Origin of the sequence: Pseudorhodoferax sp. Leaf274 (assembly GCF_001422445.1) — a bacterium.
In the GTDB taxonomy this organism is placed as follows: Bacteria; Pseudomonadota; Gammaproteobacteria; order Burkholderiales; family Burkholderiaceae_C; genus Pseudorhodoferax.
This window is the reverse complement of record NZ_LMNA01000030.1, coordinates 272,171-298,958: the sequence shown is the minus strand read 5'-3', so window position 1 is coordinate 298,958 and position 26,788 is coordinate 272,171. Positions and strand designations below refer to the sequence as shown.

General features: G+C 67.9%; 21 protein-coding genes. 7 read left to right on the top strand and 14 right to left on the bottom strand.

Annotated features, from left to right (window positions below):
- Window positions 1-144: 144 nt before the first annotated feature.
- A complete protein-coding gene (locus tag ASF44_RS28170) occupies window positions 145-2,091 on the top strand; it encodes a serine/threonine-protein kinase (protein ID WP_056902581.1) in 1,947 nt (648 codons plus the stop codon).
- Window positions 2,092-2,121: 30 nt separating this feature from the next.
- Here the strand turns inward: ASF44_RS28170 and ASF44_RS28165 are convergent, their stop codons facing one another.
- Both ASF44_RS28165 and ASF44_RS28160 read right to left on the bottom strand, forming a co-directional pair.
- Window positions 2,122-4,203, bottom strand: a complete 2,082-nt coding sequence (locus ASF44_RS28165; protein WP_056902580.1) for a hypothetical protein — start codon at window positions 4,201-4,203, stop codon at window positions 2,122-2,124.
- 14 nt (window positions 4,204-4,217) lie between these two features.
- Window positions 4,218-5,849 carry a hypothetical protein gene (locus ASF44_RS28160; RefSeq protein WP_056902579.1) on the bottom strand — a complete coding sequence of 544 codons (1,632 nt, stop codon included), beginning with the start codon at window positions 5,847-5,849 and terminating at the stop codon, window positions 4,218-4,220.
- A gap of 365 nt (window positions 5,850-6,214) precedes the next feature.
- Between ASF44_RS28160 and ASF44_RS28155 the strand changes: the two genes are divergently transcribed.
- From ASF44_RS28155 to ASF44_RS28145, 3 genes are read left to right on the top strand one after another with little or no spacing between them, the layout of a single operon-like run.
- Window positions 6,215-7,075 carry a hypothetical protein gene (locus tag ASF44_RS28155; protein ID WP_156374743.1) on the top strand — a complete coding sequence of 287 codons (861 nt, stop codon included), beginning with the start codon at window positions 6,215-6,217 and terminating at the stop codon, window positions 7,073-7,075.
- 22 nt (window positions 7,076-7,097) lie between these two features.
- Window positions 7,098-7,967, top strand: coding sequence for a DUF3365 domain-containing protein (locus ASF44_RS28150; RefSeq protein WP_056902577.1), 870 nt, complete (start codon window positions 7,098-7,100; stop codon window positions 7,965-7,967).
- 7 nt (window positions 7,968-7,974) lie between these two features.
- Complete coding sequence (locus ASF44_RS28145; RefSeq protein WP_056902576.1) at window positions 7,975-9,429, top strand: serine/threonine-protein kinase; 1,455 nt, start codon at window positions 7,975-7,977, stop codon at window positions 9,427-9,429.
- Between the two features lie 40 nt (window positions 9,430-9,469).
- Here ASF44_RS28145 and ASF44_RS28140 read toward each other — a convergent pair whose 3' ends face one another.
- Window positions 9,470-10,687, bottom strand: coding sequence for a nucleotide disphospho-sugar-binding domain-containing protein (locus ASF44_RS28140; RefSeq protein ID WP_056902575.1), 1,218 nt, complete (start codon window positions 10,685-10,687; stop codon window positions 9,470-9,472).
- 271 nt (window positions 10,688-10,958) lie between these two features.
- Here ASF44_RS28140 and ASF44_RS28135 point away from each other — a divergent pair, with 271 nt between their 5' ends.
- On the top strand, window positions 10,959-12,653 hold the full coding sequence (locus ASF44_RS28135; protein ID WP_082525153.1) for an ABC transporter ATP-binding protein/permease: 1,695 nt from the start codon (window positions 10,959-10,961) through the stop codon (window positions 12,651-12,653).
- Window positions 12,654-12,707: 54 nt separating this feature from the next.
- Here ASF44_RS28135 and ASF44_RS28130 read toward each other — a convergent pair whose 3' ends face one another.
- The 3 genes from ASF44_RS28130 to ASF44_RS28120 all read right to left on the bottom strand — a co-directional run bounded on the left by ASF44_RS28130 (window position 12,708) and on the right by ASF44_RS28120 (window position 14,070).
- A complete protein-coding gene (locus ASF44_RS28130) occupies window positions 12,708-12,902 on the bottom strand; it encodes a hypothetical protein (protein ID WP_056902573.1) in 195 nt (64 codons plus the stop codon).
- 93 nt (window positions 12,903-12,995) lie between these two features.
- Window positions 12,996-13,691 carry an alpha/beta family hydrolase gene (locus tag ASF44_RS28125; RefSeq protein ID WP_056902572.1) on the bottom strand — a complete coding sequence of 232 codons (696 nt, stop codon included), beginning with the start codon at window positions 13,689-13,691 and terminating at the stop codon, window positions 12,996-12,998.
- A gap of 10 nt (window positions 13,692-13,701) precedes the next feature.
- On the bottom strand, window positions 13,702-14,070 hold the full coding sequence (locus tag ASF44_RS28120) for a DOPA 4,5-dioxygenase family protein (protein WP_056902571.1): 369 nt from the start codon (window positions 14,068-14,070) through the stop codon (window positions 13,702-13,704).
- Window positions 14,071-14,661: 591 nt separating this feature from the next.
- Between ASF44_RS28120 and ASF44_RS32235 the strand changes: the two genes are divergently transcribed.
- A complete protein-coding gene (locus ASF44_RS32235; protein ID WP_156374742.1) occupies window positions 14,662-14,973 on the top strand; it encodes a hypothetical protein in 312 nt (103 codons plus the stop codon).
- A gap of 158 nt (window positions 14,974-15,131) precedes the next feature.
- Here ASF44_RS32235 and ASF44_RS28115 read toward each other — a convergent pair whose 3' ends face one another.
- Complete coding sequence (locus tag ASF44_RS28115; protein WP_056902570.1) at window positions 15,132-15,665, bottom strand: ankyrin repeat domain-containing protein; 534 nt, start codon at window positions 15,663-15,665, stop codon at window positions 15,132-15,134.
- 270 nt (window positions 15,666-15,935) lie between these two features.
- Here ASF44_RS28115 and ASF44_RS28110 point away from each other — a divergent pair, with 270 nt between their 5' ends.
- Window positions 15,936-17,231, top strand: a complete 1,296-nt coding sequence (locus ASF44_RS28110; RefSeq protein ID WP_056902569.1) for a sodium:proton antiporter — start codon at window positions 15,936-15,938, stop codon at window positions 17,229-17,231.
- Window positions 17,232-17,261: 30 nt separating this feature from the next.
- On the opposite strand, the gene ASF44_RS28105 is transcribed toward ASF44_RS28110, so the two are convergent.
- The 7 genes from ASF44_RS28105 to ASF44_RS28075 all read right to left on the bottom strand — a co-directional run bounded on the left by ASF44_RS28105 (window position 17,262) and on the right by ASF44_RS28075 (window position 26,750).
- Window positions 17,262-19,763 carry an AI-2E family transporter gene (locus ASF44_RS28105; RefSeq protein WP_156374741.1) on the bottom strand — a complete coding sequence of 834 codons (2,502 nt, stop codon included), beginning with the start codon at window positions 19,761-19,763 and terminating at the stop codon, window positions 17,262-17,264.
- Between the two features lie 140 nt (window positions 19,764-19,903).
- Window positions 19,904-20,785, bottom strand: coding sequence for a DUF421 domain-containing protein (locus ASF44_RS28100; protein WP_200930672.1), 882 nt, complete (start codon window positions 20,783-20,785; stop codon window positions 19,904-19,906).
- 310 nt (window positions 20,786-21,095) lie between these two features.
- A complete protein-coding gene (locus tag ASF44_RS28095; RefSeq protein WP_082525099.1) occupies window positions 21,096-22,334 on the bottom strand; it encodes a cyanophycinase in 1,239 nt (412 codons plus the stop codon).
- Between the two features lie 59 nt (window positions 22,335-22,393).
- Window positions 22,394-23,473 carry a hypothetical protein gene (locus ASF44_RS32230; RefSeq protein ID WP_156374740.1) on the bottom strand — a complete coding sequence of 360 codons (1,080 nt, stop codon included), beginning with the start codon at window positions 23,471-23,473 and terminating at the stop codon, window positions 22,394-22,396.
- Window positions 23,474-24,070: 597 nt separating this feature from the next.
- Window positions 24,071-24,553, bottom strand: a complete 483-nt coding sequence (locus tag ASF44_RS28085; RefSeq protein ID WP_156374739.1) for a hypothetical protein — start codon at window positions 24,551-24,553, stop codon at window positions 24,071-24,073.
- 12 nt (window positions 24,554-24,565) lie between these two features.
- Window positions 24,566-25,549, bottom strand: a complete 984-nt coding sequence (locus ASF44_RS28080; RefSeq protein WP_056902564.1) for a tripartite tricarboxylate transporter substrate-binding protein — start codon at window positions 25,547-25,549, stop codon at window positions 24,566-24,568.
- A gap of 22 nt (window positions 25,550-25,571) precedes the next feature.
- Complete coding sequence (locus ASF44_RS28075) at window positions 25,572-26,750, bottom strand: hypothetical protein (RefSeq protein WP_056902563.1); 1,179 nt, start codon at window positions 26,748-26,750, stop codon at window positions 25,572-25,574.
- Between the last annotated feature and the right edge of the window lie 38 nt (window positions 26,751-26,788).

Below are 26,788 nucleotides of genomic sequence, written 5' to 3'. Positions count from 1 at the left end.
TCGTGCTCCTTGGAAAGTGCGCGATTATGAAAGCGCACTCCGTGCTTCGCAACGCGATCTTCACGCCCCATCCGCGTGCCCGCGCCGGCGTTGTCCGGCCCGGGTCCATGCAGCAGAATCGACCGCCATGTCACCGCAGCACCCATGACCCATCCGACGCCTGAAGACGACGACGACCGCACCAAGATCATCGGCCCGCGCGCGGCGCCGCAGCCGTCGCCGCCACCTGCGCCAGCGCCCTCGCCGGCACCCGCACCCGGGCCCGTGGCAGCCCCCGCACCCATCCCCGTGCCCGTCACCGCGCCAGCGCCATCCGGTGCGCCCGCAGGCCCGGTGGCCAGCAGCTCGGGCGACAGCGGCAACGCGCTGCAGGTCGGCACGCGCCTGAACGAGTTCGAGCTGCGCAACGTGCTGGGCGAAGGCGGCTTCGGCATCGTCTACGACGCCTGGGACCACTCGCTCGACCGCAAGGTCGCGCTGAAGGAGTACATGCCGTCGTCGCTGGCCGCGCGCAGCGGGCAGACCCAGGTGCACGTGAAGTCCGAGCGCCACCGCGAGACCTTCGAGCTCGGTCGCAAGAGCTTCATCAACGAGGCCAAGCTGCTGGCGCAGTTCGACCATCCCTCGCTCGTCAAGGTCTACCGCTTCTGGGAGGCCAACGGCACGGCCTACATGGTCATGCCGTTCTACGAAGGCACGACGCTGAAGGACCGGCTCAAGGAGATGGGCGGCCCGCCCGACGAGGCCTGGCTGATGGACATGCTGGGGCCGCTGACCGAGGCCTTGTCGGTGATCCACGCCGAGCGCTGCTTCCACCGCGACATCGCGCCCGACAACGTGATCCTGCTGGCCGCCACGGGCAAGCCGCTGCTGCTGGACTTCGGCGCCGCGCGCCGCGTGATCGGCGACATGACGCAGGCGCTGACGGTGATCCTCAAGCCGGGCTACGCGCCCGTGGAGCAGTACGCCGAGGCGCCCAACATGAAGCAGGGCGGCTGGACCGATGTCTATGCGTTGGCCGCCACCGTGCACTTCGCCATCATGGGCCGCACCCCGCCGGCGGCCGTGAGCCGGCTCATGAGCGACCACTATGTTCCGCTGGTGCAGGCGGCCGAGGGGCGCTACAGCGCGCGCTTCCTGCAGGCGCTCGACAAGGCGCTGATCGTGCAGCCCGAGGCGCGCACGCAGACCATCGACGCGCTGCGCGCCGACCTCGGTTTCGGGGAAGCCAGCCACGCACCTGTGCCGGCCCGCCAGGGGCCCGCATCGGCGTTCGGCGACACGGCGATGCCGGGCGACGCGCCCACGCGGCTGCAGCAGACCACGCCACAGGTGCCCGCCACCCACCTTGCCGAAAGCAAGCCCAGGAGCAAGGCCCCGCTGATCGGCGGCCTGGCCGTGCTGCTGCTCGGCGGCGGTGCTGCGGCGTACTTCCTGAGCAGCCGCACGCCACCGCCTGTGGCCAGCGCACCGCAGGTGGCGGCGCAGCCCGCTGCACCCGCCCCCGCGCCGGCACCTGCACCTGCCGTGGCCGCGGTGCAACCGCCGCCCGCGCCTGCCGCCACCGTGCGCCGCTTCGATGCGCAGCAGGAATTCGAACGCGTGCTGGCCGGGCAGACGCCCGGCTTCGACGTGCAGGCGCGCCCGACCAAGCCACAGCTGCGCATCGGCAAGGACAGCCTGGGCTTTTCGGTCAGCAGCGCCCGCGCCGGCTATGTGCAGGTGCTGGTGCTCGGGCCCGATGGCTCGCTGCTGCAGCTGTTCCCCAACAGCCAGGCCAAGCCGCAGCGCATCCAGCCCGGCCAGACGCTGCGGCTGCCGCAGGCCAGCTGGCCGCTGGAGACCGTCGAGCCCGCGGGCGCCGAGCATTTCCTGGTGGTGGTGAGCGAGCAGCCGCGCGACTATGCCGCGCTCAGCACCGAACGCGAGTACCTGTTCCTGAAGCTGCCTGAAGGCGCGCGCGCCGATGCCTTGCTCGCCCAGTGGCAACGCCCCACGCCGCTGCTGGTGGGCACGGCGCCGCAGAGCTGCATCGGCGATGGCTGCGACGCCTACGGCGCGGCGCGCTTCCGCGTCGACGTGGTCCGGTAGGCCGGGCCTGGCCGGGCCCGGCGGCCTGGCTCAGGGCAGCTTGCCCGTGACCGCCAGGCGCAGCGCCATCACCTGGTTGCGGTTCCCGATGTTGTCTTCTCCCAGCAGCCCCAGGCGCTTGGCCGCGGCATCCCCGCCCAGCGCCCAGTAGAAGTTCCAATGGTCCACCTTGACGTCGTTGGGACACGGCGCCATGCCGGGCGGTGCCTTCAGTGCCGGTGCGGCCAGTTGCTTGTCGAGAATTTCCAGCACACGCTCCGGGTAGTTGGGCAGCATGGTGCTGACAAACAGCGGGTTGTAGTTGTTGCTGCCCCAGCGCATCCAGCCCAGGTCCCACACAGTCTTGCGGTGTTCCTCATCACTGCCGCGTTGCTTGAGCGTGTCCCGAGCCGTCGTGTCATCGGTCTGCGACACCACGGCCCGCGTGAAGCCGGCCAGCTTGTCGTCCTCCTCGGTGCAGAAGATGTCCTCGAAGTTTTTCGAGTAGCACGCATAGACCTGCGCGACGGTGAGCTGGCGCGCCGCGAACTTCATGAACTCGGCCGAGCGGCGCGCATTGGCCAGGCCCTCGTCGAGGTCGCCCACGTCGGCATCGGGCGTGACACGGCGCATCTCCTCGTGCGCTGTCTTCATGCCGGCCATCAGTTCGTCGATGTTCAGCCGCTCCACGCGGTCGGCCATCTCGGGTGACAGCTTCTCCTGTGCCGCGTCCGTGGCGGCCAGGATGGCGTGGGGCGGGCCCATTTCGGACCTGCGGCCGCGCAGGCCTTCGCGCGTGGGCAGGATGTTGCCGTGGTCGATGGGCACGAGCTTGTTGTTGGCGTCGAGCAGGAAGTTGCCCATGTGCCGGTCTGCGTGCAGCGCGATCAGGTCGAACACGGCCTTGCCCTGGATCTCGTCATCCGACACGTTGGTGTTGAGGATGGAGAGGGCCTCTTTTGCGGCGTCGGCGGTCCAGATCTTCCCGGTGACGCCGCGCGCCCTGATGTTCTGGTCCGCCTGGTCCATGGGCGAGATGCCGCCCTTGACGAAGGCCTGCACCGACGCCGTCGTCTGGCCGCCCCCCTGCAGGCCGATCTGGGCGCCATCCACCTTGACCAGCCGCGTCTTGGCCACGTTCAGGTCGATGCCCAGCATCTCCTGCAGTTTGTCGCCCATGACGCTGCCCATCATCTCGCGCGATGCGCCACCGCCGGCCTTGAAGCCGTCCACGGGGATCTCCGCGGTCATCGGCTTGACGACCATCTTGAAGTTGGCCTCGTCCGGCAGGGGCTGCTGGTTGTTGTCGGTCTTGTACTTGCGCCGCACGGCCAGCACGATCTCGCCGCCCTGGCCTTCCTTGAAGTTCTTGTGGTCCACGTTGTCGCGCTCGGACAGCGCCAGCATCATGTCCAGGTACAGCGAGGTGGCCTCGTTCTCGTCGGCGCGGGTCCAGGTGGCGGCGGCCTTGCCGGCCAGCGTCTGGGCCTTCTGGGCCAATTGCTGCACCGCCACGTTGGGGTAGGCCTGGTTGGCGGTCTGCAGCTGCAGCGCGTACTTGTTGAGCTGCAGGATGCGCTTGTCGATCTCGGCCTTGCGCTGGCGCAGGAAATCGCGCTTGACGGTCAGCTCGTCGATCACGGTGCGCGCCTCTTCCAGCTGCGCCGCGGTGAAGGGGTCGCGGTCCAGCAGCGGCGTGAGGCGGGCACGCATGATCTTGAGGTCGCCGCCACTGCCACCGGTCGAGAGCGCTGTCCAGTCGTTCGCATTGACGATGGCGTCGCGCTGGTTGCGCAGCTGCAGGCGCCGGGCCGGATCGCCCGCCTGCGTCTTCTTCGGATCGGGGGCCTGCGGGCGGTTCTGCACGGCCTGCTTGAGGTCGGCCAGCAGTTGGCCCATGGCCACGGATGCACGGTCGAACTTGAGTTGCTCGCCCAGCGCGTCGGCGTCGTCCAGCCGCGTGCGGAACGCCGGGTTCTCGGGCAGCAGCCAGGGCTGGGCCTTGAGCAGCTCCACCGTCTGCTGGCGCACCAGCGAGAACGCCGAGGCGCGCTTGGTCTTGCCCTTGCCCTTGATGGAGTGCTTGCGGACGTAGTTGTCGAGAAATTGCTGTTGTTTCGAGGACAGTGCCATCGGTCGTCTCCGGATCAGTAACGGTCGAAGCTGGCACCGAGGTCGGCGGCCATCTTCTGCAAACGGGTGGTGAGCGTGGAACGGATCTGCAGGTCCACGAAGCCGCTGTCGTCGATGTCCTGCATCAACGGTTCGCTGTTCACGTAGTCGAGGTACTCGTCGATGATCTCGCGGGCCTCGCCGTGCAGCGCCCGGCGCTGGTCGCCTTCGGCGTTGAGGGCCTCGTCGAGCTTGTCGATCAGGCGCTCGTCGAGCACGTCCAGCACCTCGTACAGCTGCTTGCTGCCGGCCTGGATGGCGTCGTAGTCCTCTTCCTCGGTGCTCTCGGCCAGGATGGCCGATTCGAGCTTGCGCAGCTCGCCCTGCACGAACTTGCGCACCTGGTCCCAGGCCAGGCGCGACTGCGTGAATGCCACCTGCGACACCGCCTTGGCGGACTGGCCTTCAGGCGCCACCGGCGCCGCGGCCGGCTCGCCGCCGCCGCCAGAGGCCGCCATCAGCCGCTCGGCCTCGTCCAGCAGCGCACGGGCCTGGGCGAAGTCCTTCTTGCGCGCGAACACGCCGGCCTCGCTCACCTTGAGCTTGATGTCGTCCGGCCCGCCCGCGGCCAGCGCCGTCTTCACGCGCGGCAGCAGCGCCGCCAGCCGCGCATTGAAGGCGCCGGCCTCGTCGCCCGCCGGCTGCGGCGCCGCACCGGGCAGCAGCTTCTCGAGCGAATCCATGCCGGCCAGCGCGGCCTTGTATTCGTTCAGCTGCGCCTTGCCACGCACGAACTCGGCCACGGCGCGGATCTTGGACACGTCGCCAGCCTGCGCCTTCAGCGCGGCCAGCACGCGCGGCTCCAGCGTGGCCATGCGGGTGTCGTACTGCGCCTTCAGCGGATCGGGCGGCTGCGGCGGGGCGTCGGGGATGGTGCCGGCCTGCGCCGGCGAAGGAGCGTTGGCGGCCTGGTTCCCGGCGCCCTCGCCCTCCTGCTCGGCCGGCTCGCCGTCGTCGTCCACGTCGCTCGGGTCCTCGCCGCGCACCCGCACCTTCAGCCGCAGCTCGACCTGCTTGAGCAGCGCGGCCCGGACCTTCTTGGCCAGGCCGCCGGCCTGCGTCTGCAGCACGAAGGTGTAGGCGTTCTCTTCCCAGATGCAGATGCCGGGGAAGAACTTGGCGGTCGCGCCGTCCAGGTAGTCGGTCATGAGCTTGCGCCGGGCCGGCGAGATGGCGCGCCTGGCCAGCATCACCGCCACCTCCTTGCCGGTGTTGGCCAGAAGCGCGTGCATCTGCTCGCCCTTCTTGACCTGGCGGATCAGCGGGACCATCTTGCTGGTCAGCAGCGCCGGCGAATCCTCGTCCTCGCCTTCGCTGGGCGCCGGGGCGGCGGCCTTCTTGGCCTGGGCGGTGCTGAGCTTGCGCTGCTTGTCCAGGGCCTTGTCCAGCCCGTCCAGGTAGGCCCCCAGCTCCTTGTCGCCCTTGCCCGCCTTGCGCAGGACCTCGGCCTGCTTCTCGATGTCCGCCAGTGCCGCCAGCTCGGCGTCGGGGCCGCTCTTGGCGGCGCGCTCCAGGTCGGCCAGCGCCTTGACCAGGGCCGCGTCCTTGAGGTTGCGGCCCTTGGAGAACTTCTTCCATTCCAGCTCGGTCAGATTCTTGTCGCTCATGCTCGGCTCCTCTGCGCCCGGTCCAGGGCGTGTGATGGTGAAAGATTCAGGGCAGCCAGCTCGTCGACGTCCAGCCGCTCCAGGCGGGCTGCCATCTCGGATGCACCAGCGCTTCGGTCAGGTCGATGTCGCTCACATAGCGCTCCTATCAGCCCTTCTATAGGGGCGCGAAATCGTGCAATAGCTCGCAGCAAATGACAAGCGGTAACACCCGTGCACGGATGTTCGCGAACATGCTGCGGCCAAGCTGCGCCGCCCGCCAGAGCGAGGAAATGCTGCTCGGTTTGAACGGATGCAGCGCTGGAAAAGTGTTGCGAAACACACGAATGCCTGCCGCCCGCAGACCCGGGAGCGACAATGCGCCGATGTTTGTAACCCGACGTATCGCGTTGTGCACCGTCGTGGCCATGGGCGTGCGCACCGGGCCTGCCGCCGCTGCCACGCCGCCCACCAGCGTCCTCACCACGCTGGACGGCGAGGCCTTCCTGCTGCGCGACAGCGCACGCCTGGCGCTGGCCGAAGGCGTCGCCCTGAAGGCCGACGACCTGTTCGATGTGCCTGCGCAGGCGCGCCTGGCCCGGCTGGAGCAGAACGACGGCGTGGACATCGCCCTGGGCCCGGACACCCGTGCGCTGCTGGCGCCGCGCCTGGCGGGTGCCCGCGGCGGCGCGCGCCTGTACCTGCTGTCGGGCTGGCTCAAGCTGAGTGCACCGGCCGGCACCAGGGCCCGCGTGCTGTCGCCCTGGCTGGATGTGTCGACCGCCGGCGGCACCGTGGTGCTGTGGCTGCACGCGGCGGGTGCCAGCCTGTTCGCAGAAGCCGGCGAGGCGACCGTGCAGCGCCCCGCAGGCGGCGAGGCGGTGGTGCTGCAACCCGGCGAGCTGTTCAGCGTTCCGGCCGGGGGCACGGCGCCGCCCGAGCGCGCCGACCGGCCCAGCCGCGCCTTCCTGGGCGCGCTGCCGCGCACGTTCATGGACAAGCTGCCCTCGCGGCTGGCCCGCTGGCGGGACCAGGCGGTCGAGCCGCAGGCGGCCGGGGCCTTGTCGTATGCCCATGCGCAGCCGTGGATCGATGCCGAGCCCGCGCTGCGCCGCGCCTATCTCGCGCGCTGGCGGCCACTGGCGCGCCAGCCCGAGTTCCGCCGCGGCCTCGTGTCCGGCCTCAAGAACCACCCCGAATGGGGCCCGATCCTGTCGCCGCCGGAACCGCGGCGCCCTCCCTACTGACCCACCACGACCGCGGAGCACCATGAAACTGCTACTCAAGTTCAACCTGATCTTCCTGCTGGTCTTCCTGGTCGGCCTCGCGGGTGCGAGCCTGGTGGCGCGCAACATGCTGCAGACGGCCGCGAAGGAGGAAGTCGCCGACCGTGCGCGCCTGTTGATCGAGAAGGCCAACGCCGTCAGCACCTACACGGCGGACCAGATCCGGCCGTTGCTGGAAACGCAGATGAAGTACAGCTTCCTGCCGCAGTCCGTGCCCGCCTATTCGTCGGCCGAGGTGCTGGCCGCGCTGCAGAAGACGTATCCGGAGTACGGCTTCAAGTCCGCCATGCTCAACCCCACCAACCCGCGCGACAGGGCGGTGGAATGGGAAGAGGACGTGGTGAACAAGTTCCGCAGCTCGCCCGACCTGAAGGAATTCGTCGGGCAGCGCGAGACGCCCACCGGCACGGCCTTGTACGTGGCCAGGCCGATCCGCATCGGCAACGCCGCCTGCCTGTCCTGCCACTCGACGCCGAGCGCCGCGCCCAAGACCCTGGTCGACCACTACGGCCCGTCCAACGGCTTCGGCTGGAAGCTCAACGAAGTGCTGGGGGCACAGGTGGTGTCCGTCCCGATGTCGGTGCCCATGCGCCGCGCCGACGAGGCGCTGATGGTGGTGGCCGGCGTCCTGGCGGCCGTGTTCGTCCTCATCGGCGCGGCGCTCAACTTCATGCTGTACAAGCTCGTGATCCAGCCGGTGTCGCGCCTGTCCGCCATCGCCGACAAGGTATCGCTCGGCGAGGATGCGCCGCAGTTCGAGCTGCAGTCCAAGGACGAGATCGGGGTGCTGTCCGAATCGTTCGGCCGCATGCGCAAGAGCCTGGACCAGGCCATGAAGATGCTGGACGCCTGACACGTCGATGGACATTCCCGAACGCATCGGCAAGTACAGCGTCTCAGAAGTGCTGGGCGCCGGCGCGATGGGCGTGGTCTACAAGGGCTTCGACCCGCACATCCACCGGCCGGTGGCCATCAAGGTCATCCACCAGGCGCTGCTGCGCGACCACGAAGCCAAGGACTCGGTCGTCGCGCGCTTTCGCAACGAGGCGCAGGCCGTCGGCCGGATCGCGCATCCGGGCGTGGTGGCGATCCACGAGTTCGGCGAGGACGCGGGCGACGCCTACATCGTCATGGAGTTCGTCGAAGGCCGCAACCTGGACCACGTGCTGGCCGGCACCGCCATGCTGGCCGACGCGCAGGTGCTGCGCATCATGGACCAGCTGCTCGACGCGCTGGCCGTGGCGCACGCCAACGGCGTCTGGCACCGGGACATCAAGCCCGCCAACCTGCTGCTGACCGCCGCCGGCCAGGTGAAGCTGACCGACTTCGGCATTGCCCGGATCGAGCACGCCGGGCTTACGCAGGCGGCGTCGATGATCGGCACGCCGGGCTACATGGCGCCGGAGCAGTACATCGGCGAAGGCATCGACCACCGCACCGACCTCTTCGCCTGCGGGGTGCTGCTGTTCCGGCTGCTGGCGGGGCGGCCCGCGTTCAGCGGTTCCGCCGAAGTCGTCATGTACAAGATCCTCAACGAGCAGCCGCCGCCCGCCAGCGTGGCGAGCGGCGGCATGCGGCCGGCGGCCTACGACGGCATCGTCGCGCGGGCCATGGCCAAGTCGCCGGCCGACCGTTTCGGCAGCGCCAAGGACATGCGCCAGGCCCTGCTGGACGCGGCCAGCGCGGCCGCGGCCGCCGCCAGCAGCGATGCCACGGTCATCGTCGCGCCGGAGCACTGGGCGCGCGCGGTGGCCACGGCGGTGCGCGAGCCGCGCCCGGCCGACGGCACGTCCCGCCCGGCGCACACCGCCGCGCCTGGCGCCTGGGATGCGGACCAGCTCAGCCGCGTCGAACGCGCCCTGGCCAGCCACATCGGGCCACTGGCCAAGATCATGGTGCGCAGGGCCGCGGGCAGCTGCAGCGACGTGACGAGCCTGGCGGAGGCCGTGTCGGCCCACATTCCCGAAGCCGCGCAGCGCCAGAAGTTCATCAGCGCCATCAGCGGCGGCACGGTCATGGCGGCGGCCACGGGCAGCGGCACCGGAGCGGGCCGCACCCACGCGCAGCCGGGCCCGGGCGCCACGGCTGCGGCCAGCGCTGCGGGACCGGTCGCCAGGGTGGCGCTGGGCGAGGAATTCCAGGCCCGTGCCATGCAGCTCATGGTGCGCCGCATGGGCCCGATCGCGCGGGTGATGGTCAAGCGCGCGGCCGAGCGCAGCCAGGGCGACCAGGCGCTGTTCGTCGCCGCGCTGCTGGACGCGGCGCCGCCCGCGGACCGGGCCGCCCTCGCCCGCGACCTGGGCGACGGCGGCTGAGTAAGCGCGGCCTGGCAGGCCGCGTCGGCTTAGCGTGCGCTCAGCGCGTGGCCTGTGAGGCCTGTATGGCCTGTGCGATGAGCGCCTCGCAGCAGTCGGCCACCCGGTCGATGGCCGTGGCCTGGTCGTAGCCGGCATGGCGCGCGGCGAAGGCGCGCGCACCCTGCGCCAGCGCGGGCTCGGCCAGCAGCGCCGCCAGCAGTTCCTGCACCTGCCCGGCCGACTCCGGCGGCACGGCCGCCGCAGCCTGCAGGCCCGCGACACGCCGCGCGGCCATGGCCTGCTCCATGTGCATGGGCAGCAGCAGCTGGGGCTTGCCCGCCAGCAGCATGGCCGCCACCGTGCCGGCGCCGCCATGGCCGACGGCCAGGTCGCACTGCGCGCACATGGCGGCCATGTTCAGGGGCGCAGGGGAAAACCGCAGGCGCGCGGAGCCGAAGCGCAGCATGGTCTGCTGGGACGCGCCGGCAACATGGGCCAGCACCCGCGCCGGCGTGCGCTGCAGCGCCGCCAGCACCGATTCGATCTGCGGGTAGCCGGCGTGCAGGTAGACGAACACGCGCGGCCCATCGCCGCCGGGCCAGTCCATGTCCACCCCGCGGCCCAGCGAGAAGATGGGGCCGACGAACTCGGCCCCGTCGCGGCCGGGATAGTGGTCCAGCTCGGCGAACGTGCAGAGCATCTGCGCATCGCATTCGGCCAGCTCGGACAGCGCACCGAGCTGCGGCGCACCCAGCGCCTGCAGCACGCCGTTGGCGCCCGCCACGACCTGGGCCTCGGAATCCTGCACGCGGGCGGGCTGGCCGGGCTGCCACCAGACGAACGAGGGCATGGGCCGTCCCGGCGGCGGAATGCAGAAGCCATCGCCCAGGTTCAGCCGCCCGAGCCGCAGCCCGCGCGTGGCCAGCAGCGCGGTGGGAGCATGGTCCATCACGACCAGGGCCGGCTGCAGCAGCGACAGCAGGTGCCGCCAGGCGCGGCAGATGCCCGTCAGCGCCGTCGGGTGGAGATAGCCGAAGCGCATCAGCAGCTCGGCATAGTGGATCGCCGGCGGCAGGTTGTGCAGCCGTCCCAGCCACAGCGGCGCCTGCACGGCCGCGATGCCGTGCGGCGTCAGCAGGGATTCGACTTCCATCAGGTCGCGCACGGCGAACACGGGCTCGTGGCCGCGCGCCCGCAAGGCCAGCGCGACCGGCAGCAGCCGCGACAGGTGGCCATACGCGCCACCCAGTTCCCACGCAATGAGCACCCTGGACATGCCGGGAGCATACGTGCAGCGCCTGCCCCGTCCCGCAAGCCGCGGGTGCCCACGGCTGGCCCGGCACGCAGCGCTCGGCAACGAAGCTCCCTTCAAGCTGCGGTGCTGTCCCACAAGGATGGGCAGGCACGGGGCCTAGCCTCGCTGCAACCACTTGCCACCGACCATGCCAGACGTCAACTCCGCGGCGCTGCCCACGCCGCAAGCGATCCCGGATCCGGACCGCACCCCGCGCCTCCCGCTGCCCTGCAGCAGCACTTGGCAACGCTTCATGCAATTGGCCAAGCCGTTCTGGCTCGGCAACGAGCGGTTCAAGGCCTGGAGCCTGCTGGCCGCCCTGGTCTTGCTGATGCTCTGCGAGACCCGGCTGGCGGTGCTCCTGAACGACGAGGCGGGCGAGCTGATGTCCGCGCTGGCGGGCCGCAACGCGGACCGCTTCTGGCATGCGGCGCGGATGACCTTGCTGCTCGTCGGGCTCGCCGCGCCCTGCTACGCCGTCTACTACTTCATGCGCGACACGTTCGCCAACCACTGGCGGCGCTGGCTGACCGGGCGGTTCCTCGATGGCTACCTGGCCGACCGCCGCTACTACACCCTGGGCCAGCATGACGAACTGGACAACCCGGACCAGCGCATCGCCGAAGACATCAACACGTTCACCGCGCGGTCGACGCACTTCCTGCTGATCCTGATCGGCTCGGTCATGCAGCTGGCGGCATTCAGCGCCGTGCTGTGGTCGATCTCGGAGGCGCTGGTCGGCTTCCTCGTGGTCTACGCGCTTGCAGGAACGGTGGGGGCGATGTACCTGTTCGGCCGGCCCCTGATCACACTGAACTTCGCCCAGTTGCGCAAGGAGGCCGACCTGCGCTTCAACCTGATCCAGGTGCGCGAGAGCGCCGAGTCGATCGCGTTCCACCGCGGGGAGGCGCAGGAGCGCTCGCAGATCGACGCGCGCTTCGCGGCCGTGTTCAGCAACTGCGCGCGCCTGATCCGCCGGCAATGCGCACTGAACCTTTTCCAGCGCGCGTTCACGCAGCTGACCCTGGTGCTGCCGGCGGTGCTGCTTGCCGCCGACGTGCTGGCCGGCCGGCTCGAGGTGGGGCATGCGGTGCAGGCCGCCGGCGCGTTCGCCATGGTGCTGGGCGCCGTCGCGCTGATCGTCGACAACTTCGAGAGCCTGAGCCGCTTCGTCGCGGGGATCGACCGGCTGCACGAGCTGTCGCAGCAACTGCTCAAGCCGCGGCACGAGGGCGGGCGCGAGGGCGCTGCGTCCGTGCAGGAACATGCGGCGCAAGGCCCGGGGATCCGGCACGACGCGGCCGACTTCATCGGCGCGCAGCAGCTGTGCGTGGCGGTCCCGGGCTCGCAGCGCATCCTGATCGAGCAGCTCAGCTTCGCGCTGGCGATGGGCGACGCGTTGCTGATCACGGGCGTGAGCGGGTGCGGCAAGAGTTCATTGCTGCGCGCGCTGGCCGGGCTGTGGCGCGAAGGCTCGGGCCGCATCTGCCATCCGCCCGGCGAGCAGCTGTTCTTCCTGCCCCAGCGGCCCTACGTCCGCCAGGGCAGCCTGCGCAGCCAGTTGCTCTACCCCTGCCCTGATGCGCAGGTCGGCGATGCGGAGCTGCTGAGCGCACTGGCCGACGTGCAGTTGCACCATCTCGCCCACGCGCCGCAGGGCCTGGATGCGGATCGGCCGTGGGACAAGCTGCTCTCCATGGGCGAGCAGCAGCGCCTGGCCCTGGCGCGGGTGCTGGTGCACCGCCCCGCGGTGGTGGTGCTGGACGAAGCCACCAGCGCATTGGACGCAGAGAACGAATCGGCGATCTACGCCCGGCTGCGGCGCAGCGGGGCCTGCCTGATCAGCGTGGCCCACCGGGACGCCGTGCGCAAGTTCCACACGCACCACCTGGAACTGACCGGCGAGGCACGCTGGCAGTTCTCTGCCCTGCCGGGCCGCGCCACATAGCGCGCAGCGCCACGGTCGGTGGCGCCCCATCGAGTGGCCGTCAGCGCCCCCAGGTCACCACATGGGGCGTGCGTCCCTGCGCGCGGCCCGGTCGGTGTCCCATGGCCCCAGGCGATCGTGGCGCAGGGCCTTGCCGTTCGCGGCCAAGCCGAGTTCCGCATGCAGGCCTGCGGCCATGCGCTTGGCGGCACAGGTCGGGGACTCCATCTGCTGGATGGGTTCGGCGGTGTCGAGACGGTCGTGTTGCATGCGGGCATGCTGCGGCAGTGCGCCCCGGGTGCCGCGTCGGCGCTGCCCTGATCGGCGCGTCGGCGGGCGCCGTCATGGCCGATGCGGGCTGGCCTATGCCGCGGTGTCCCGCGCGGCGCAGGTGACGGCCTGGGTCCACACCAGTATCCAGTCGAGCGCTTCGTCGAGCGCTTGCGCGTCGGTGCGTCCGCTGCGCCGCAGGACCGAGAAGGAATGGTCGGCGCCGTCGATGTCGGCACGCGTCGCCGCCGCCCCCAGCCGCTGCAGCAAGGCCGCGTGCTGCGGCGCCTCGGCCAGGGCGTCGCGCGTGCCCTGCACGAACAGCATGGGAACGCCGATGTCGAACAGGTGCGGCGCGCGGTCGAGCGACGGCTTGCCCGCGGGATGCAGCGGAAAGCCGAGGAACACGAGGCCCAGCACGCCGGCCAGCGGCTCCAGCGCCTGCGCCTGCGATGCCATGCGGCCGCCGAAGGACTTGCCACCCGCGAACAGCGGCGTGAGCGGCCACAACTGGTTGGCCTGCCCGACGACCGCCCGCACGGTGGCCTGGGCCACGGCGGGTGCGTCCACCCGGTGCCTGCCGGCCTCGGAATACGGGAACTGGAAGCGCAGCGTGGCGATCCGCCGATCGGCAAGGCCGGCAGCGACACGCTGCATGAACACATGGTCCATGCCCGCGCCAGCGCCATGGGCGAACACGTAGGCCGCATCGGGCTCGCCCCCGCCCGTGGCCACGGCGCCGACCGATCCGCTGCCCGGCACCTCGATCCTGAACCGGCGTTCGTCCATGGCCGGCCCCTCAGCTGGCGCCGCCATCGAACACCGACAGGACCAGCGTGTGGGACGCGCCGATCCACAAGGCCGCGTCGCGGTGGTCCCGCAGCGGATCACCCGTGTTGGGGTGGACGAAGACGTCCAGCGTCCCGTGGTTCAAGGCCAGCCAGCCGACCACCCGCGCGAAGTCCGCCGTGCCGATGCCCAGCTGGTAGCTCCACATCGGGTGGGGCCCGACCGGCTTCTCGTGGAAACGGCCCATCTCCAGCTTGCCGGCGAGCTGTGTCTCGATCGCCTGGCGTAGCTGCAGCGCTTCCTGCCGGGAGCCGGTGTCGAAGTAGACGTGGGCATGCCAGTTGCGGATCAGGGAGGAATCGCGGAGTGCAGATGGCATGGTCGGCAACGTGCAACGGGAGGGAGGACGGTAGCGTAGCAGTACAGGAACTTCGATCCCTCGTACCACAGCGCCACGCCTTCGTCCGCGCTGAGTTCGCTCTTCACCATCGACCCAAGCGGTTGCGACTGCCCCTGCGCATGTCGTACCACCGCTTCATGGTCCATCGCGATGAATACCGGCGGGTGCCTCCCAAGCCGAATGGGAACAGTAGCGCAGCCCTGTGACGCGGCCGTACACCAGCACGTGCGCTCGATCACCCACCACAAACACCACCACAGTCGCGACCATTCACAGCGGTGCGCGCAACTTTCGAACGCGACGGCATGTCGCGACAACCGGCACTTGTAGGTGTCGGCCAGTGCCCGAAAGCTCTGATGGATCGGAATGCGTCAAAGCTGCCCGCGCGGCACCATCACGCCCGGCCAACGGGGTTGAGTGCACGGACGGTCGTCGGTCCCACCCAGCGGCGTCTGCGAAGACCCGGCAACGCGGTCTTCGGCACGCCAACTGATCGGTGTTCGAGCTGCCATCCGACATGTAGGCCGCGCAGATGTCCTAGCCTGCAATGGCAATCCAAGGAGGCATGCAATGGCGAACATCAGGAAGCTCGACCCGACGGGTGAACGGGCCTCGGCCACCGAGGCGATGGAAGCAACGCCCATCAGCGGCAAGGCGCATGAGTACCGGGCTGACGGGGATCACCACCCGCGCCAGGATGCGACGGCGGTTGAGGGCGGCAAGACCGGTGCCACCGGCCGGGCCGCGTCGAAACCAGACACAGCGCCCAAGGCTGAAGTCCCAGCTGAGCGTCACATCAGCGAAGGCATTCCGGGTGCGGGCGGAGCGCCTGAAACAGACTCGGCACCGAACGCGAAGTCGGACCGCGACCCGCGCACCTGACGATCGCCCTGCCGACGGCAACCGGCGCGCATCCCCGGACCGGGGAGCTGGGTCAACCTTGCCGCCGGTCTGAGGAGGCAACAGTTGTCAATGCGTCTGTTCCGCAGGAATGCCCGTTGTCGGCTGCACTGCCTTCCATGTCTCCATCGGAAGAAGCTTCAGTCCGCCGCCCGCGTCCGCGCTTCCAGGCACGTCGCCGTGTCCACAGCGCCCATGCTGCGCGCCAGATCAAGCGCCGACAAACCCTCCGTGCTTCTTGCGTCGACGTCGATTTCCTGCGCCAACAAGACTTGCATGATCTCGAGCCGGTTGAACATGGCGGCGAACATCAAGGGCGTCTTGCCGCCCGGTGCAGCGAATCCTGGATTTGCACCATGCGACAGCAGCAGCTCCACGATGGGCAGGTATCCCTTGTACGTAGAGGCGCCCAGCGGCGTCTGCCCCATGTCGTTGTAGCGATCCGGATCCGCGCCGGCTTCCAGCAGGGCTTTCGTCGCATCGACGTGCCCGTGGTAGGAGGCCAGCATCAACAGCGTGTCGCCCTTGTGGTTGCTCATGTCGGGTGGCAACCCCTTTTGCAGCAGCTTGGCGAGTGTCTGTGCATCACCCGTTCGCGCGCGCTGGAACACTTCCTGAGCGAATGCAATGAACTCTTCATTCGACGCGGGTGCACTGGTGGTGGTGGAGGTCATGTTCGTTCCGGGTGGTGCAGGTCAGGGAGTGCTCGGGGGGGGACGAGAGATATTGACCGGGAAACCGCGTCAAAGCTGTCGGACGAGCGCGTATGCGCATGCATTCCTCGTTGGACTGCGGCGCGTGCTGACCATGCCGCGGCATCGGCGACTACCTGCCTGACAGCTCAGCGTGGTCCGCTGGGCGTACTCTTGCGCTCGCAGTGAACGGCCCTCGTTCGGGGAGGCCGCTTTCAGACCATGCTGCGCTTGCACCAAAGGATTCCATCGATGACGGCCGCGACGTGGGATATTTTTGTGGGCGCATTGCTGATCCTGATGGCCATGTCCGGGAGCCTGCTCAAGACGCTTCCGATGAGCGCTGCCGCGCTCTATCTGCTGATCGGCTACATGGTCGGCCCCAGCGTCCTTGGATGGTGGCAACTGCAGATCCATGCCGACGCCCGGTGGGTCGAGTTGATCTGCGAAGCCACGGTGCTGATCTCCTTGTTTGCCGTGGGCCTGCGGTTGCAGGTGCGCACGTCCTGGAACAGCTGGCGGCTCCCGGTTGCGCTTGCGACAGTGGCGATGGTGATCACGATCGCCGTGGTCATGGGTGTCGGACTGGCGCTGCAATGGTCGACGGCCAGTGCCCTGTTGCTCGCCGCCATCCTGGCTCCTACGGACCCTGTCCTGGCGTCCGACGTCCAAGTCCAGCATGAAAAGGACAACGACGAGCTGCGGTTCGGCCTCACGGCGGAGGGAGGACTGAACGACGGCACCGCGTTTCCGATGGTGCTTCTCGCCCTCGGCCTCGTGGGCCTGCACGGCCTTGGCACCGGCGGCATCCGATGGATCGCCCTCGACGTCGTGTGGGCGATCACCGGGGGCCTGGCACTGGGTTGGAGTTGCGGCGCGGCTGCGACCCGCCTGATGCTGTACCTGCAAAGCCAGAAGCAGCAGGCAATGGGGATGGAGAGTTTCCTGGCGCTGGGTCTCATCGCGGTGACCTATGGGATCGCGGTGCAGGCCCATGTGTACGGGTTCCTGGCGGTGTTCGTCGCGGGTCTGAGCATGCGGTACGTGCAGCGCGAGGCCGATGCCGAGGCCCGCCGCCAGAGCGACGAAAAGCCCCAGCCCGACCCTTCTTTGGTGGCCACTGCGCGGACCGCCAACCTCATGACGCGCGAGGTTCTTGGGTTTGCGAAGGAGCTCGAGAAGTTTGTCGAGCTGGCGGCCATGCTTGTGATCGGCTGTCTGCTTCGGCCCGCCATGTTCACGAGCCGCAACTTGCTGTTGGCCGCTGCGCTGTTGGCGGTGGCACGGCCCCTGTCGGTGTACATCACCACCTACTGGGGCAGATGGGCCCCTTCACAGCGAAGGCTGGCCGCATGGTTCGGCATCAGGGGCGTCGGATCGGTCTACTACCTCGCTTACGCGGTGACCCACGGCGCGGATTCCGGCGGCAGCGACGGGATCGCGGACGCGGTGCTGGTGGCCGTGTCCGTGTCGGTCTTCTTGCATGGCATTTCGGCGACACCGCTGATGTCGTTGTACCGCGCGGCGGTCCGGCATCGGAAGCAATGATCGGTTCGAGCGCGGGCACTCGGCCTTCGGTCAACCCATCGCGATGGGCTGCCCGACGATGGCCGACGCGGGCAGCTGAACATCGCCCTGGGGCACGCTCGCGCCCCAGTCGGCGCTGTGTTGGCGCAGGCTTTCCACGAGGTCGTCGGCCATCGCCTCCAGGAGCTTGACCTCTCGATCGGTCATCATCCTGGGCTGCAGGTCCAAAAGACACAAGGAACCCAGCAAATGACCGCTGGCGCTACGCAACGGCGCACCTGCGTAGAAGCGCACACCCTTGGCGGCCAGGGCCGGATTTCCGGCAAACCGGAGATCCCGGGCAACGTCCGGAACGACCATGGTCTGCGAGTTGGCCACGACGTGACCGCACATCGACAGTGACCGCGGCATGCTGAGGTCATCGCCAGACAGGGCCGCGCTCCCGCCCGGACCGGCGTTCGTCAGGGGACCTCGTGCAGAGCCGATGATCTGCCGATCATGGTCGATCAACGAGACCATCGCCAGCGGCACGTCGAAGATGTCGGCAGCGCGTTTGGACGCTGCATCGAACAAGGGAATCGCCCGGGCGTCGAGCGCACCACTCGCACGCAATGCCTGGACCCGGGCGCCGTCATCGGGCAGCACCTGCGCGGGCTCGTAGCCCCCCGCCAAGCGGGCGCCCGTCAACGCCACGATCCGCACCACCGCTTCGTTGACCGATGTGACCACCGCGTCGGCACCGAGATCCTTGCAAGCGTCTTCACCGAGCAGGTCGGCGGGCGCGTTCCAAAGGCCCAGGATGATTTGTGCATCGGGCCAGCGTCTGCGAAGCCGGCGACAGAACTGACGCGCAGCGATGCGCGGATCACCGCTGAAATACGACAGCAAAATGACCTTGGCGCCCTTGATGTCGAGGCGGCCGACGTAGTCGGCGCTGACCGTCGCAGCGGGGCGGTGGGCCGCCGGAATGCCTTCCAGCGAGAGCGCATGGGCGAGCATTCGCGCGGCGAGCGAGTCCACTTCCCACTTCGCACCCAAGCAGATTGCCATGAGTTGGCCGGAGCTTGCGGTGCTCGGATGTTGTTCGGAGACATCGTCGATGAGAGCGTTCATGCCGATCACCACGCGGTGGCGGTGCTGGGTCGTCGACGCAATCGCATGGTCATGGCTTGCCATGCGCAAGACCGGCATGCCCACCTGGTCGTAGAACGCGGTCACCTTTCCACCCGCCGTCTGATCGTGGGCCAACTCGGTCGCTTCCTCGACGTCGCCCGCCAGCAGGCGCTGGTAGATGCGCGTCTGCGTATCGAGAGCGGGTTGGCTTCCCAGCAGCACGTCCAGGAACTGCAGGCGCGGGAGGTAGCGGCCGATCACGAGCAGGCACACGGTCAGTGGCGTCGACATCACCAAACCGACCGGTCCCCACATGGCTGTCCAGAAGATGGCAGAGGTCATGAGCGAAATCGCTGACAGGCCCGTGCTGGCACCATAGAGCCACGGTGCAATGAAGTAACTGCTGATGAACTGCAGCGCACAGATCAGGCCGATCGTCCACAGGACCATGCCCCAGCCAGGGTCGATGGCGAACGCCAAGACCAGTGGGAACACCGACGAGAGCATCGGCCCGACATATGGCACGAACCGGGTGATCACCGCCGCCACGCCCCACAGCAGTGCACCCGGCACGCCGATCAGCCAAAGGCCCAAGGCGAAGGGCAGCCCGAAGCTGGCGTTGACGACCAACTGCATGATCAGATACTTGCTGATCCGCGCGCCGGCTTCGTCCATGGCATCCGTGGACCGCTGCAAACTGCCGCCCCAGAGCCGCAACATGCGGTCGCGCAGGTCGAGGCGGTCCAGCAGGATCAGCACGACGAACACCATGACGATGCCGGTCGTCGCCAAGGGGCCGCTGCCCAACTTCAGCCAGTCGGCCGCCTGTTCGATGACCGACTGCGGCGTCTCCTCGATCAGGACCCGTCGGGGCGGCAGATCGCCGGGCGCCTGGGATGCGGCTGCCGCAGGGCGCGGCGCCGCCACGACCACATTGATCTCGCGGCGCACGATTTCCAAGGTCTTGAACGCGCCTTCGAACATGCCGGGCCGGTCGACGTTCTCCCGCAGGCTCTTCAATTTGTCCGCGATGTTGCTCTGGTAGGTTGGAAGGCGGGCGCTGAGCGTGGCGATCTGGGTCGCCAGGAATGTGGCGCTCAAGGCAATCACGGCCAAGGTTGCGATGGCCACGACGATCACGGCCGGTGTTCTTGGCAGACCAAGCCGCCTGAGCTTGACGACGAGCGGGTCCAGCACAAACCCGAGAAAGATCGCCAGTGCCAGCGGCACGAGCACGTCGCGCCCGAAGTAGAGCCCCGTGATGATGCAGGCCGCTGTGACCAGGCCGATCGTGAACTTCAGCTCCGGCAGCAAGGCGGCGATGGCCTGGGTCGCATCGCCCGCTGCGCCGAACGTCGGCGCCAGCATCTCACTGGCACGGCCTTGCCTGTCCTTCTCGTGGGGCTCGCCATTCTCTGGACTCTGGTACTTGTCGGTCACTGCTTCCCCTTCTTGACGAACCCGGCAGATGGCACGCGCCGATCATGGCGGAAAGGCTGGAGCATAGGGCCCATCACCAACGTCCGCTGCCTCCAATGCAGACAAGACGGTGCCGCGCGCGGCGTGCAGCAGGCGACCGTCTACCGTGGTCTGCGCGTTGTCAGTGCCTTGGTCCAGGTGTCGTTGTCGCAGCGAGCACAACGCGCGGTCGTGCCCACACGCAGTTCACGGGGCATGCCGCACCGCACGCAACAGTACAACCCTTGCGATGGCGGACTGGTGACCACCTGGCGATGCTCGGGCGGCAGCACCGACAGGCCGGCCTGCACGTCTTCCGGCTCGAAAAAGTACAAGCTCACCTCGCCGTCGATCTCCAAGATCGCCAACCTGACCTGGCCGAGGTGCTCCACGCCTTGTTGCCGAAGCTCCATGAACAGCTCGGACGACGACATGTTCAGACCTTCCAACGATTCCAGCTTGTACAGACCGTCCTCGATGACAGTCACCGGCTTGCCGTCCATCCACGTCTCGAACTTCTTGCTGTGCGCGGTGGCAAACGTCGTCAGCCGATACAGCGCCAGAAGTGTCAGAAACACCATCGTCACCGGCAGAAGCGGCACGTCCTCGTAAAAGGACACGTCGCCTGCGGCCGACCCCAACGTCAGGATGACCACCAGCTCAAACAGCGACAACTGCCGAATGCCACGGCGCCCGCTGAGCTTCAAGAACACGAAGACGGCGCAGTAGGCGAAGACGCTTCGCAGCGCGACTTCTCCGAGGAAGGTCCATGGGAGGTCTTTGAGAAAAATTCGGGCAGGGTCGAGCGATGTCAGCATAGGCGTGGAGACCATCCGGAGGGCGTGCGGATTGTGGACCTCAACCGCAGCGGGCGTTCCGGCCGGCACGTACAGGCCGAAAAAGTGGTGGATCTGCAGCGCGGGCAGGCCCAACTCGGTGATCGGCTCCATGTGGCGCCGCGATTCCTTGTGCGTCACTTCCAGGGAAAGCTTGTGGATTTCCACGCAGAACTGCCCCACCGCCCCTCATGCTGCCCCGGACCATCGTGCTCGGCGCGGCGTAGAGCGCTGCGCGCGGGTTGGAGCTGGCGCCGCGCGCAAGGGCGCGGTTCATTGACGGCTCACTCCACAACGCCATCGCCGGGGGTCGCCCCTCTGGTGCTTCAAAGAGATCAGAAGCACTGGCGCGCAATCAAGGCTCATCTCGAGTGGTGTGAAGAGCGAATCGCCGGTCCAGCAAGCCGTCGACCTCAAAGGCGTGGGGAACCCATCACTGCTTCGGCTGCCGCGGCCATGTGGCCAGCCGTTCGCAGGGCTAATGCCAATCCGCCGGAGACAATTGGCCGGCGTTCACATCGACGTACCGGTACAGCGGCGCACCGGTCCAATCGGTCAAATTGAAAGTGGTCACGGAATCAGCCAACTTCCTCACCTCCACCGTCGACACGGACAGAGGTGTCTGCGGCTTGCAAACGGTTGGCGGGATCGAGGGACGGACGAAGTAGACCGCGCTTTCAGTCGTCGTTGACGGGTTGGTGACGCGCGTCGCAGTGACCGGTCGGCCGTCACCATTGCCTTGCACCAATAGGGCGGTTTCGACACCGATGCCGATGCCGCGCGCCGTCTTGTTGCCGCTGGACGACGCAGGGAGCACACCACCGCTGCATCCATAGACGCTGCCAGACATGCTGACGGGCGCGACGATCCGCGAGGTGAAGACCACCAGTCGCCCCATGCGATCGCGGCTGTCGAAGTGGGAATCGAAGATGAGACTCTCCAAGGCAGGTGGTGCAATGAAGCCACCGCTCAGGCTCAAGGGAGAGGGGTCGAACGTGATGTCTCTGTAGAACGGATCGAGCATCGCCAACTCTGAAGTGGCCGAGTTGTAGAGCCCGGAATAGTCGAACTGCCCGAGCACCGCCAAGCCCGCACTCGTTCCGCCAATGGGGACGTTCCTTTGCATCAGGCCTTTGAGCGTCTGCTCCAGCGCCGTCCCTTTCCAGAACCGGATGTACTGGCCTTGGTCGCCACCGGCAATGAAGACCACATTGGCCTTGGCGACGATGGCGTTGACGGCCGCGCTGTTGGCCGCCTTCACGCTCGGAATCACGAGCGTCTCGACCGACGACAGGCCCAAGGAGGCACCGCCGACCCACTGGTCTGCGACCTTGTCGGACGTCGAGAGGGTTTCATCGCTGTAGAGGATGTAGGGGTTGTAGGCGCCGGTTCCGCTTGCTCGAACCACGACCAACCGCCCGCCGCTGCCGCGTGTGATGCCCGCTCGTTGAATGAGCCATCGAAAGGCGGAATCGACGTCTGGCCCCCCGCCCATCAGCACGAACGAAGGCGTGGGGCGGGATGTGGGCGCGTTGACCACGGCGTTCACATTGCCCTCAGCGTAGTAAGAGTAGAGCGGGATGGGCTTGGCGACCTCAAAAACGGCTTGCGCGAACACGCCGGGTCCGGCGGTCCAGGAGGCAAGGGCTATCGCCGCCGGCCCAGCCACACGGTGAAAGAGACGCGCGAAAGCATGAAAGAGGGTGCTTGACGACATGTTGGGGCCTGGAAGAACTCGAAATGCGGCTCAGGGGATGACGGCGTCCGCGACGCGCGTCAGGCGCGTTGCGCCGTGGACGAGCGCCATCTTGCAACGCCCAGCATCGATACCAACGCAACCAGCATCAATGAGAGAACCTGTGGCTCCGGCACCGTCGAAACGCCGAAAGTGAGGGATCCGAAGTTCCACATGCCCTCCGGCTCGTCGAACGCCAGGTCCTTGTAAGCGTCGTGAAACTCCAAACGCAGCAATCCGTCGTCGCCCAGTTGAAACTGCTGGCCGAGCAGGCGCAAGTCCTGGAATCCGGCGTAGCTGTTGGTGCCTTCAAAGTCGTCGCCGCCCCCCGGAGTGAACGTGACGCCATTGCCAAGCGAATCGCTGAAGGTCAGTTGCATCTCTGACAGATAGCTGGGATCGTAGCTGGTGAGATTGATGGCCCACTTCAAGCTCTCGATGGTCGCGCCTGCGCCGATGGACAGGTCTCTGACGGTGTTGCTTTCGGCGCCTCTCTCGTCCATATCGGACGTGCCCGAAACGTCCACTGTCACATACACCGGACTGGCATGCGCAGCCCCGACGTGTACTGCGAGACAAACCGTTGCCATCGTCGAGAAGCGCGTCACAGCGGAAAAAAGCGTCATGGATGCATTCCTGCAGACGGTTGGAACATGGGGGATCGGTACATCGGTGTCTCCAGCATTGGGCGCGCACCGTTCGCACGACGCGCCGACTTCCGGCGTGTGGCCACCTGCGCGCTGTCGCAAAGGCCACCACGCCGGTGAGAAATAGCGCGTTCGCACGCGACGAGGGCATGACCTGCCGCCCGGTGATGGACCTGCATGACAGTGACACCAAGATGGGTCGAAGAACTCGAATTCAATCGCCAGCGTCGCAACGACCTGCACGCCGCGCAGTGTGTTGAGCAGACGGCCACCCGTCAATACCGCGTTGGCGGTATGCAGAGGCCGGCGCCCTGTCGAGCCGGTCATGGCGATGCCGGGCCCGCGACTCCAATCGTCCGCGATGCCCACACCCTGCTTTGCCAGGCCCACGCTCATCCGCGTGTGATGGCGGATCCAGCGCATCGCGTCGCGCTCGCAAGCGCCCCGCACAACATGGGCTGCGGGGTTCGGCATGTGTAGCTTGTACGGTACGACCTCTGGCACGGTGATGGCAGCATCCGGGGTGGTGCCGGCGAAGGCGACGAAACCGCATCCACCGCAGCCTGAGTGATTACATTACGCGTCAACGGTTAAACCTTCCGGAGAGCGACTCATGAGCGACAAGCACCTGACGGCCAAGGAGTGGCAGAAGCTCGCCGCCGGAAGGGGCTTCAAAGACGCTGCCCTGGTCAAAGCGCTAGAAGGGACCGAGAAGGCCCGGAATGCGCCACCGTCGGAGCAACTGGCGGTTCCAGCACGTGCAGGACGTCACCAGGCCAACCCATGGTCCGCATGCGCAGCCGCACCGAGCGCGTCCTGTCCTGTGCATGCGGTGCGGGGACCGCCCTGAGGGGCTCGGTCCGGCACACTGGCGCGTCAGCCTCAACAGTACGTTGCCCAAGCCTTCCAAGGCGGCCAAGGTCGGGCATTTCGAGGCACTGCCGAGCCTTGGCGTTCAGCAGCCTGACTGTGATGCCACCGCCACGCCGGCCGGGGACCAGCTGTGGAGTCACTCTGCCGAAGTATGGCCTGCGCGGCGCAGCACTGGGCTGCGCCGCGACGGGGTGGGGATCACTGGGACATGGTTGCCGGTCGTGGCGCGAAGCCTGGAAGGGCGTTCGCTCGGCCGGCGCCAAACTGGGTCCGCATCTGCACCTCTTCGCCGTAGACGAAGCGACCTTGCGTGATGCTCCCGTTGGCGAAGGCCAGGTCGGCAACGATCTCATCGCCCTTGGCGAGAGCGCGAGGCAATTGGACGGTGACCCGGTTGTCGCCGGCAGCCTTGACGGGAGCAGTCCATCCTGTCGCGCCGCGCTTGACAGCCAGCGTCCCCTTCACCTGCCCCGCTGGAATGGGCACCCCGTGGTCCTCCAGGTACAGGCTCACCTGCCGGCCATGGCCGACCAGCTCGACTGCGACTTCGCCACCTTCGTAGTTCATCTGCCCGCCGTGCTTGGGTGGCCAGACGCCGCACGCCGTTGCTGCCAAAGGCGCGGTGAAGAGCACATGCCCCAGCGTTGCCACCGCGAGCACCATGTAGGTACGAGAACGCATCACGTAGCGGACTCAATCGGCGTACGTGCCGGCTTGCCGGATGAGCGCGCCCCAACGGTCGATTTCCGACTTGAGATGGTTGCGAAGACCGTCAGGCGTCTGCAGGTTCTCTGCAACCACCTGCACGCCGACTTCGTCCAGCCGCTTGACGAGCGCAGGGTCTTTTAGCGACTTGCGCAACGCCGTGTTGAGCGCCGCGAGCACCGGGGCCGGCGTGCCCTTCGGGGCATACAGGCCATGCCAGACCACGACCTCGAAGTTCTTCAGCCCGGCCTCGCGCAGCGTCAGCGTGTCGGGCAGCGGCTTGAGGCGCTCGGGCGTCGTGACGGCGTACAGCTGGACCTTGCCGCCCTTGATGTGGGGGATGGTCTGCGTGGTCTGGTCGCACATCACGTCGACCTGGCCGCCTAGGAGCGCCGTCAGCGCAGGTGCCGTTCCCTGGAACGGGACGGTGGTGCTTTGCGCACCGATGGACTGTTGGAGCAACATGCCGCACAGCTGCGAGGCGGCGCCCAGGCCGGCATGCGCCAGATTGGCCGTCTGCTTCTCCTTCTGCATCCAGGCGATGAGTTCCTGCGGGGTCTTGGCAGGCAGTCCAGGACGACCGATGACCGTCATCGGCACATCGGCAACCTGCCCGATGTGCTCGAAGTCCTTCATCGGGTCGAAGGCGAGCTTGCGGTACAGGCCCGGGGCCGTCGACATGCCGATGTGGTGCAGCAGCAGCGTGTGGCCATCGGCCTGGGCCCGTGCCACGACACCACCGGCCACCGTGCCCCCGGCGCCCGTGCGGTTCTCGACGATGACCGAGGTGCCGAGGGCCGCGGCCATGGACTGCGCAAGGGCGCGGCCCAGCAAGTCAGTCGGGCCGCCAGCGGCGAACGGAATCACCAGCGTGACGGGCTTGGTGGGGAAGGCTTGCGCGCTCGCGGTCGTGGGCATCACCGCCGCGGTTGCGACTGCGCACATCACGGTCAGGATTGCTTTTATTTTCATGGCTGTCTCTCGGTGGCGAAGTTCAGTTGCAGGCCGTAGCGGAAGCCTTGTCGCCCGCCTGTTGCCAGCCAGCGGCAGCGGGGTCGAAGGTCATGTAGTGCGGCTTCACGTAGTCGGTCGGGTCGAAGTTGACGCGCAGCTCCGGTGGGTTGACGATGCCGACGTTGTCGATGGCCTCTTCCAGTGCGCGCTTCATCAGCTCGCCCGTGTTGAAGGCACCGGCACGTTGCGAAGCAGCATCGTGTCCAGCCGGGAAGAAGATCTTGGGCTGCGCGGCCTGGATGTACAGAGCCGCATCGCGCAGACCGTTCGAGCTCGCGTTCCCGACATCGACGGAGCCGATGTGCACATCGGTCTTCGGCAGCGAACGCACAAGGGTTGCAGCGGCCGGCGAGTTCTCCTTCAGCGAGCCCACCCGGTCGTTCCACAGCATGCCGAAGCTCTGGCCGCTGCCGAGCGTCAGGTGGTACAGCACAGACGGCCCTGTCGCTGCGCCGGTCGTCGTGATGCCATCGGTTGCCGCCGTGCCGACGGGCCACCACGCGGCATCGCGCGGGTCGCTGTAAAGGCTCCAGTCGAACGCAGCGGCCGGCAATGTCGGGTCGGCCACGGTCACCGCCGCATCCGTGTGCTTCACGGCGCGAACGCAGGCCTGCAGGTCCGGCAGCGAGAGCGTGTTCACCGAGAGGCCGACAGCCTGGTCCTTGGGAACCACCACGGTGCACTTGAGCAGCTTGGCGCTGCCGGTCCAGCTTTGCTGGCGCCTGGCATCCGCCTCCACGACATCGCAATGCTCCGCCGCGCCCACGACGGTCGCGCCGGTCCGGAAGGCAATGTTCGCCGCCAGGTCTGCGTAGCCCGGTGCCGCCTTGCCAAGCACGATGTAGGACGGCATCAGCGCGACCATTTCCGGCAGCGTCGTGGGCGTGCGGCCGGGCGCTTGCTCGCGGCGCAGCAAGGACGCATCCAGCAGAACCACCTTGCCGTTGATGGCGGCCGCGTACGTGGTGTTCGATGCCCAGGACATGATGACGAGGTCCTTGCGCACTTCGCCGGTCGTGGCATCGACGTTCTCGGCGCCGAAGTAGTGCGTGCGCGCTGCGATTTGTTCAGCCAGTGCCGGTGCTGCCGGAGGCGTGGGGCCGGCGGGCTCCGCAGGCGCGTCGTCGCCACCACTGCCGCCGCAGGCGACGATGGCCATTGCCACGCCGGCGCCAACGAGTGCCAGATGCAGCGGGC

Coding starts and splice junctions, on each gene's coding strand:
- ASF44_RS28165 (WP_056902580.1), bottom strand. CDS start 4,203: ATGGCACTGTCCTCGAAACAACAGCAATTTCTCGACAACTACGTCCGC.
- ASF44_RS32230 (WP_156374740.1), bottom strand. CDS start 23,473: ATGCCGAACCCCGCAGCCCATGTTGTGCGGGGCGCTTGCGAGCGCGAC.
- ASF44_RS28150 (WP_056902577.1), top strand. CDS start 7,098: ATGAAACTGCTACTCAAGTTCAACCTGATCTTCCTGCTGGTCTTCCTG.
- ASF44_RS32235 (WP_156374742.1), top strand. CDS start 14,662: ATGGCGAACATCAGGAAGCTCGACCCGACGGGTGAACGGGCCTCGGCC.
- ASF44_RS28135 (WP_082525153.1), top strand. CDS start 10,959: ATGCAATTGGCCAAGCCGTTCTGGCTCGGCAACGAGCGGTTCAAGGCC.
- ASF44_RS28115 (WP_056902570.1), bottom strand. CDS start 15,665: ATGACCTCCACCACCACCAGTGCACCCGCGTCGAATGAAGAGTTCATT.
- ASF44_RS28075 (WP_056902563.1), bottom strand. CDS start 26,750: ATGGCCATCGTCGCCTGCGGCGGCAGTGGTGGCGACGACGCGCCTGCG.
- ASF44_RS28120 (WP_056902571.1), bottom strand. CDS start 14,070: ATGCCATCTGCACTCCGCGATTCCTCCCTGATCCGCAACTGGCATGCC.
- ASF44_RS28140 (WP_056902575.1), bottom strand. CDS start 10,687: ATGTCCAGGGTGCTCATTGCGTGGGAACTGGGTGGCGCGTATGGCCAC.
- ASF44_RS28130 (WP_056902573.1), bottom strand. CDS start 12,902: ATGCAACACGACCGTCTCGACACCGCCGAACCCATCCAGCAGATGGAG.
- ASF44_RS28095 (WP_082525099.1), bottom strand. CDS start 22,334: ATGTCGTCAAGCACCCTCTTTCATGCTTTCGCGCGTCTCTTTCACCGT.
- ASF44_RS28155 (WP_156374743.1), top strand. CDS start 6,215: ATGTTTGTAACCCGACGTATCGCGTTGTGCACCGTCGTGGCCATGGGC.
- ASF44_RS28080 (WP_056902564.1), bottom strand. CDS start 25,549: ATGAAAATAAAAGCAATCCTGACCGTGATGTGCGCAGTCGCAACCGCG.
- ASF44_RS28145 (WP_056902576.1), top strand. CDS start 7,975: ATGGACATTCCCGAACGCATCGGCAAGTACAGCGTCTCAGAAGTGCTG.
- ASF44_RS28160 (WP_056902579.1), bottom strand. CDS start 5,849: ATGAGCGACAAGAATCTGACCGAGCTGGAATGGAAGAAGTTCTCCAAG.
- ASF44_RS28125 (WP_056902572.1), bottom strand. CDS start 13,691: ATGGACGAACGCCGGTTCAGGATCGAGGTGCCGGGCAGCGGATCGGTC.
- ASF44_RS28085 (WP_156374739.1), bottom strand. CDS start 24,553: ATGCGTTCTCGTACCTACATGGTGCTCGCGGTGGCAACGCTGGGGCAT.
- ASF44_RS28170 (WP_056902581.1), top strand. CDS start 145: ATGACCCATCCGACGCCTGAAGACGACGACGACCGCACCAAGATCATC.
- ASF44_RS28110 (WP_056902569.1), top strand. CDS start 15,936: ATGACGGCCGCGACGTGGGATATTTTTGTGGGCGCATTGCTGATCCTG.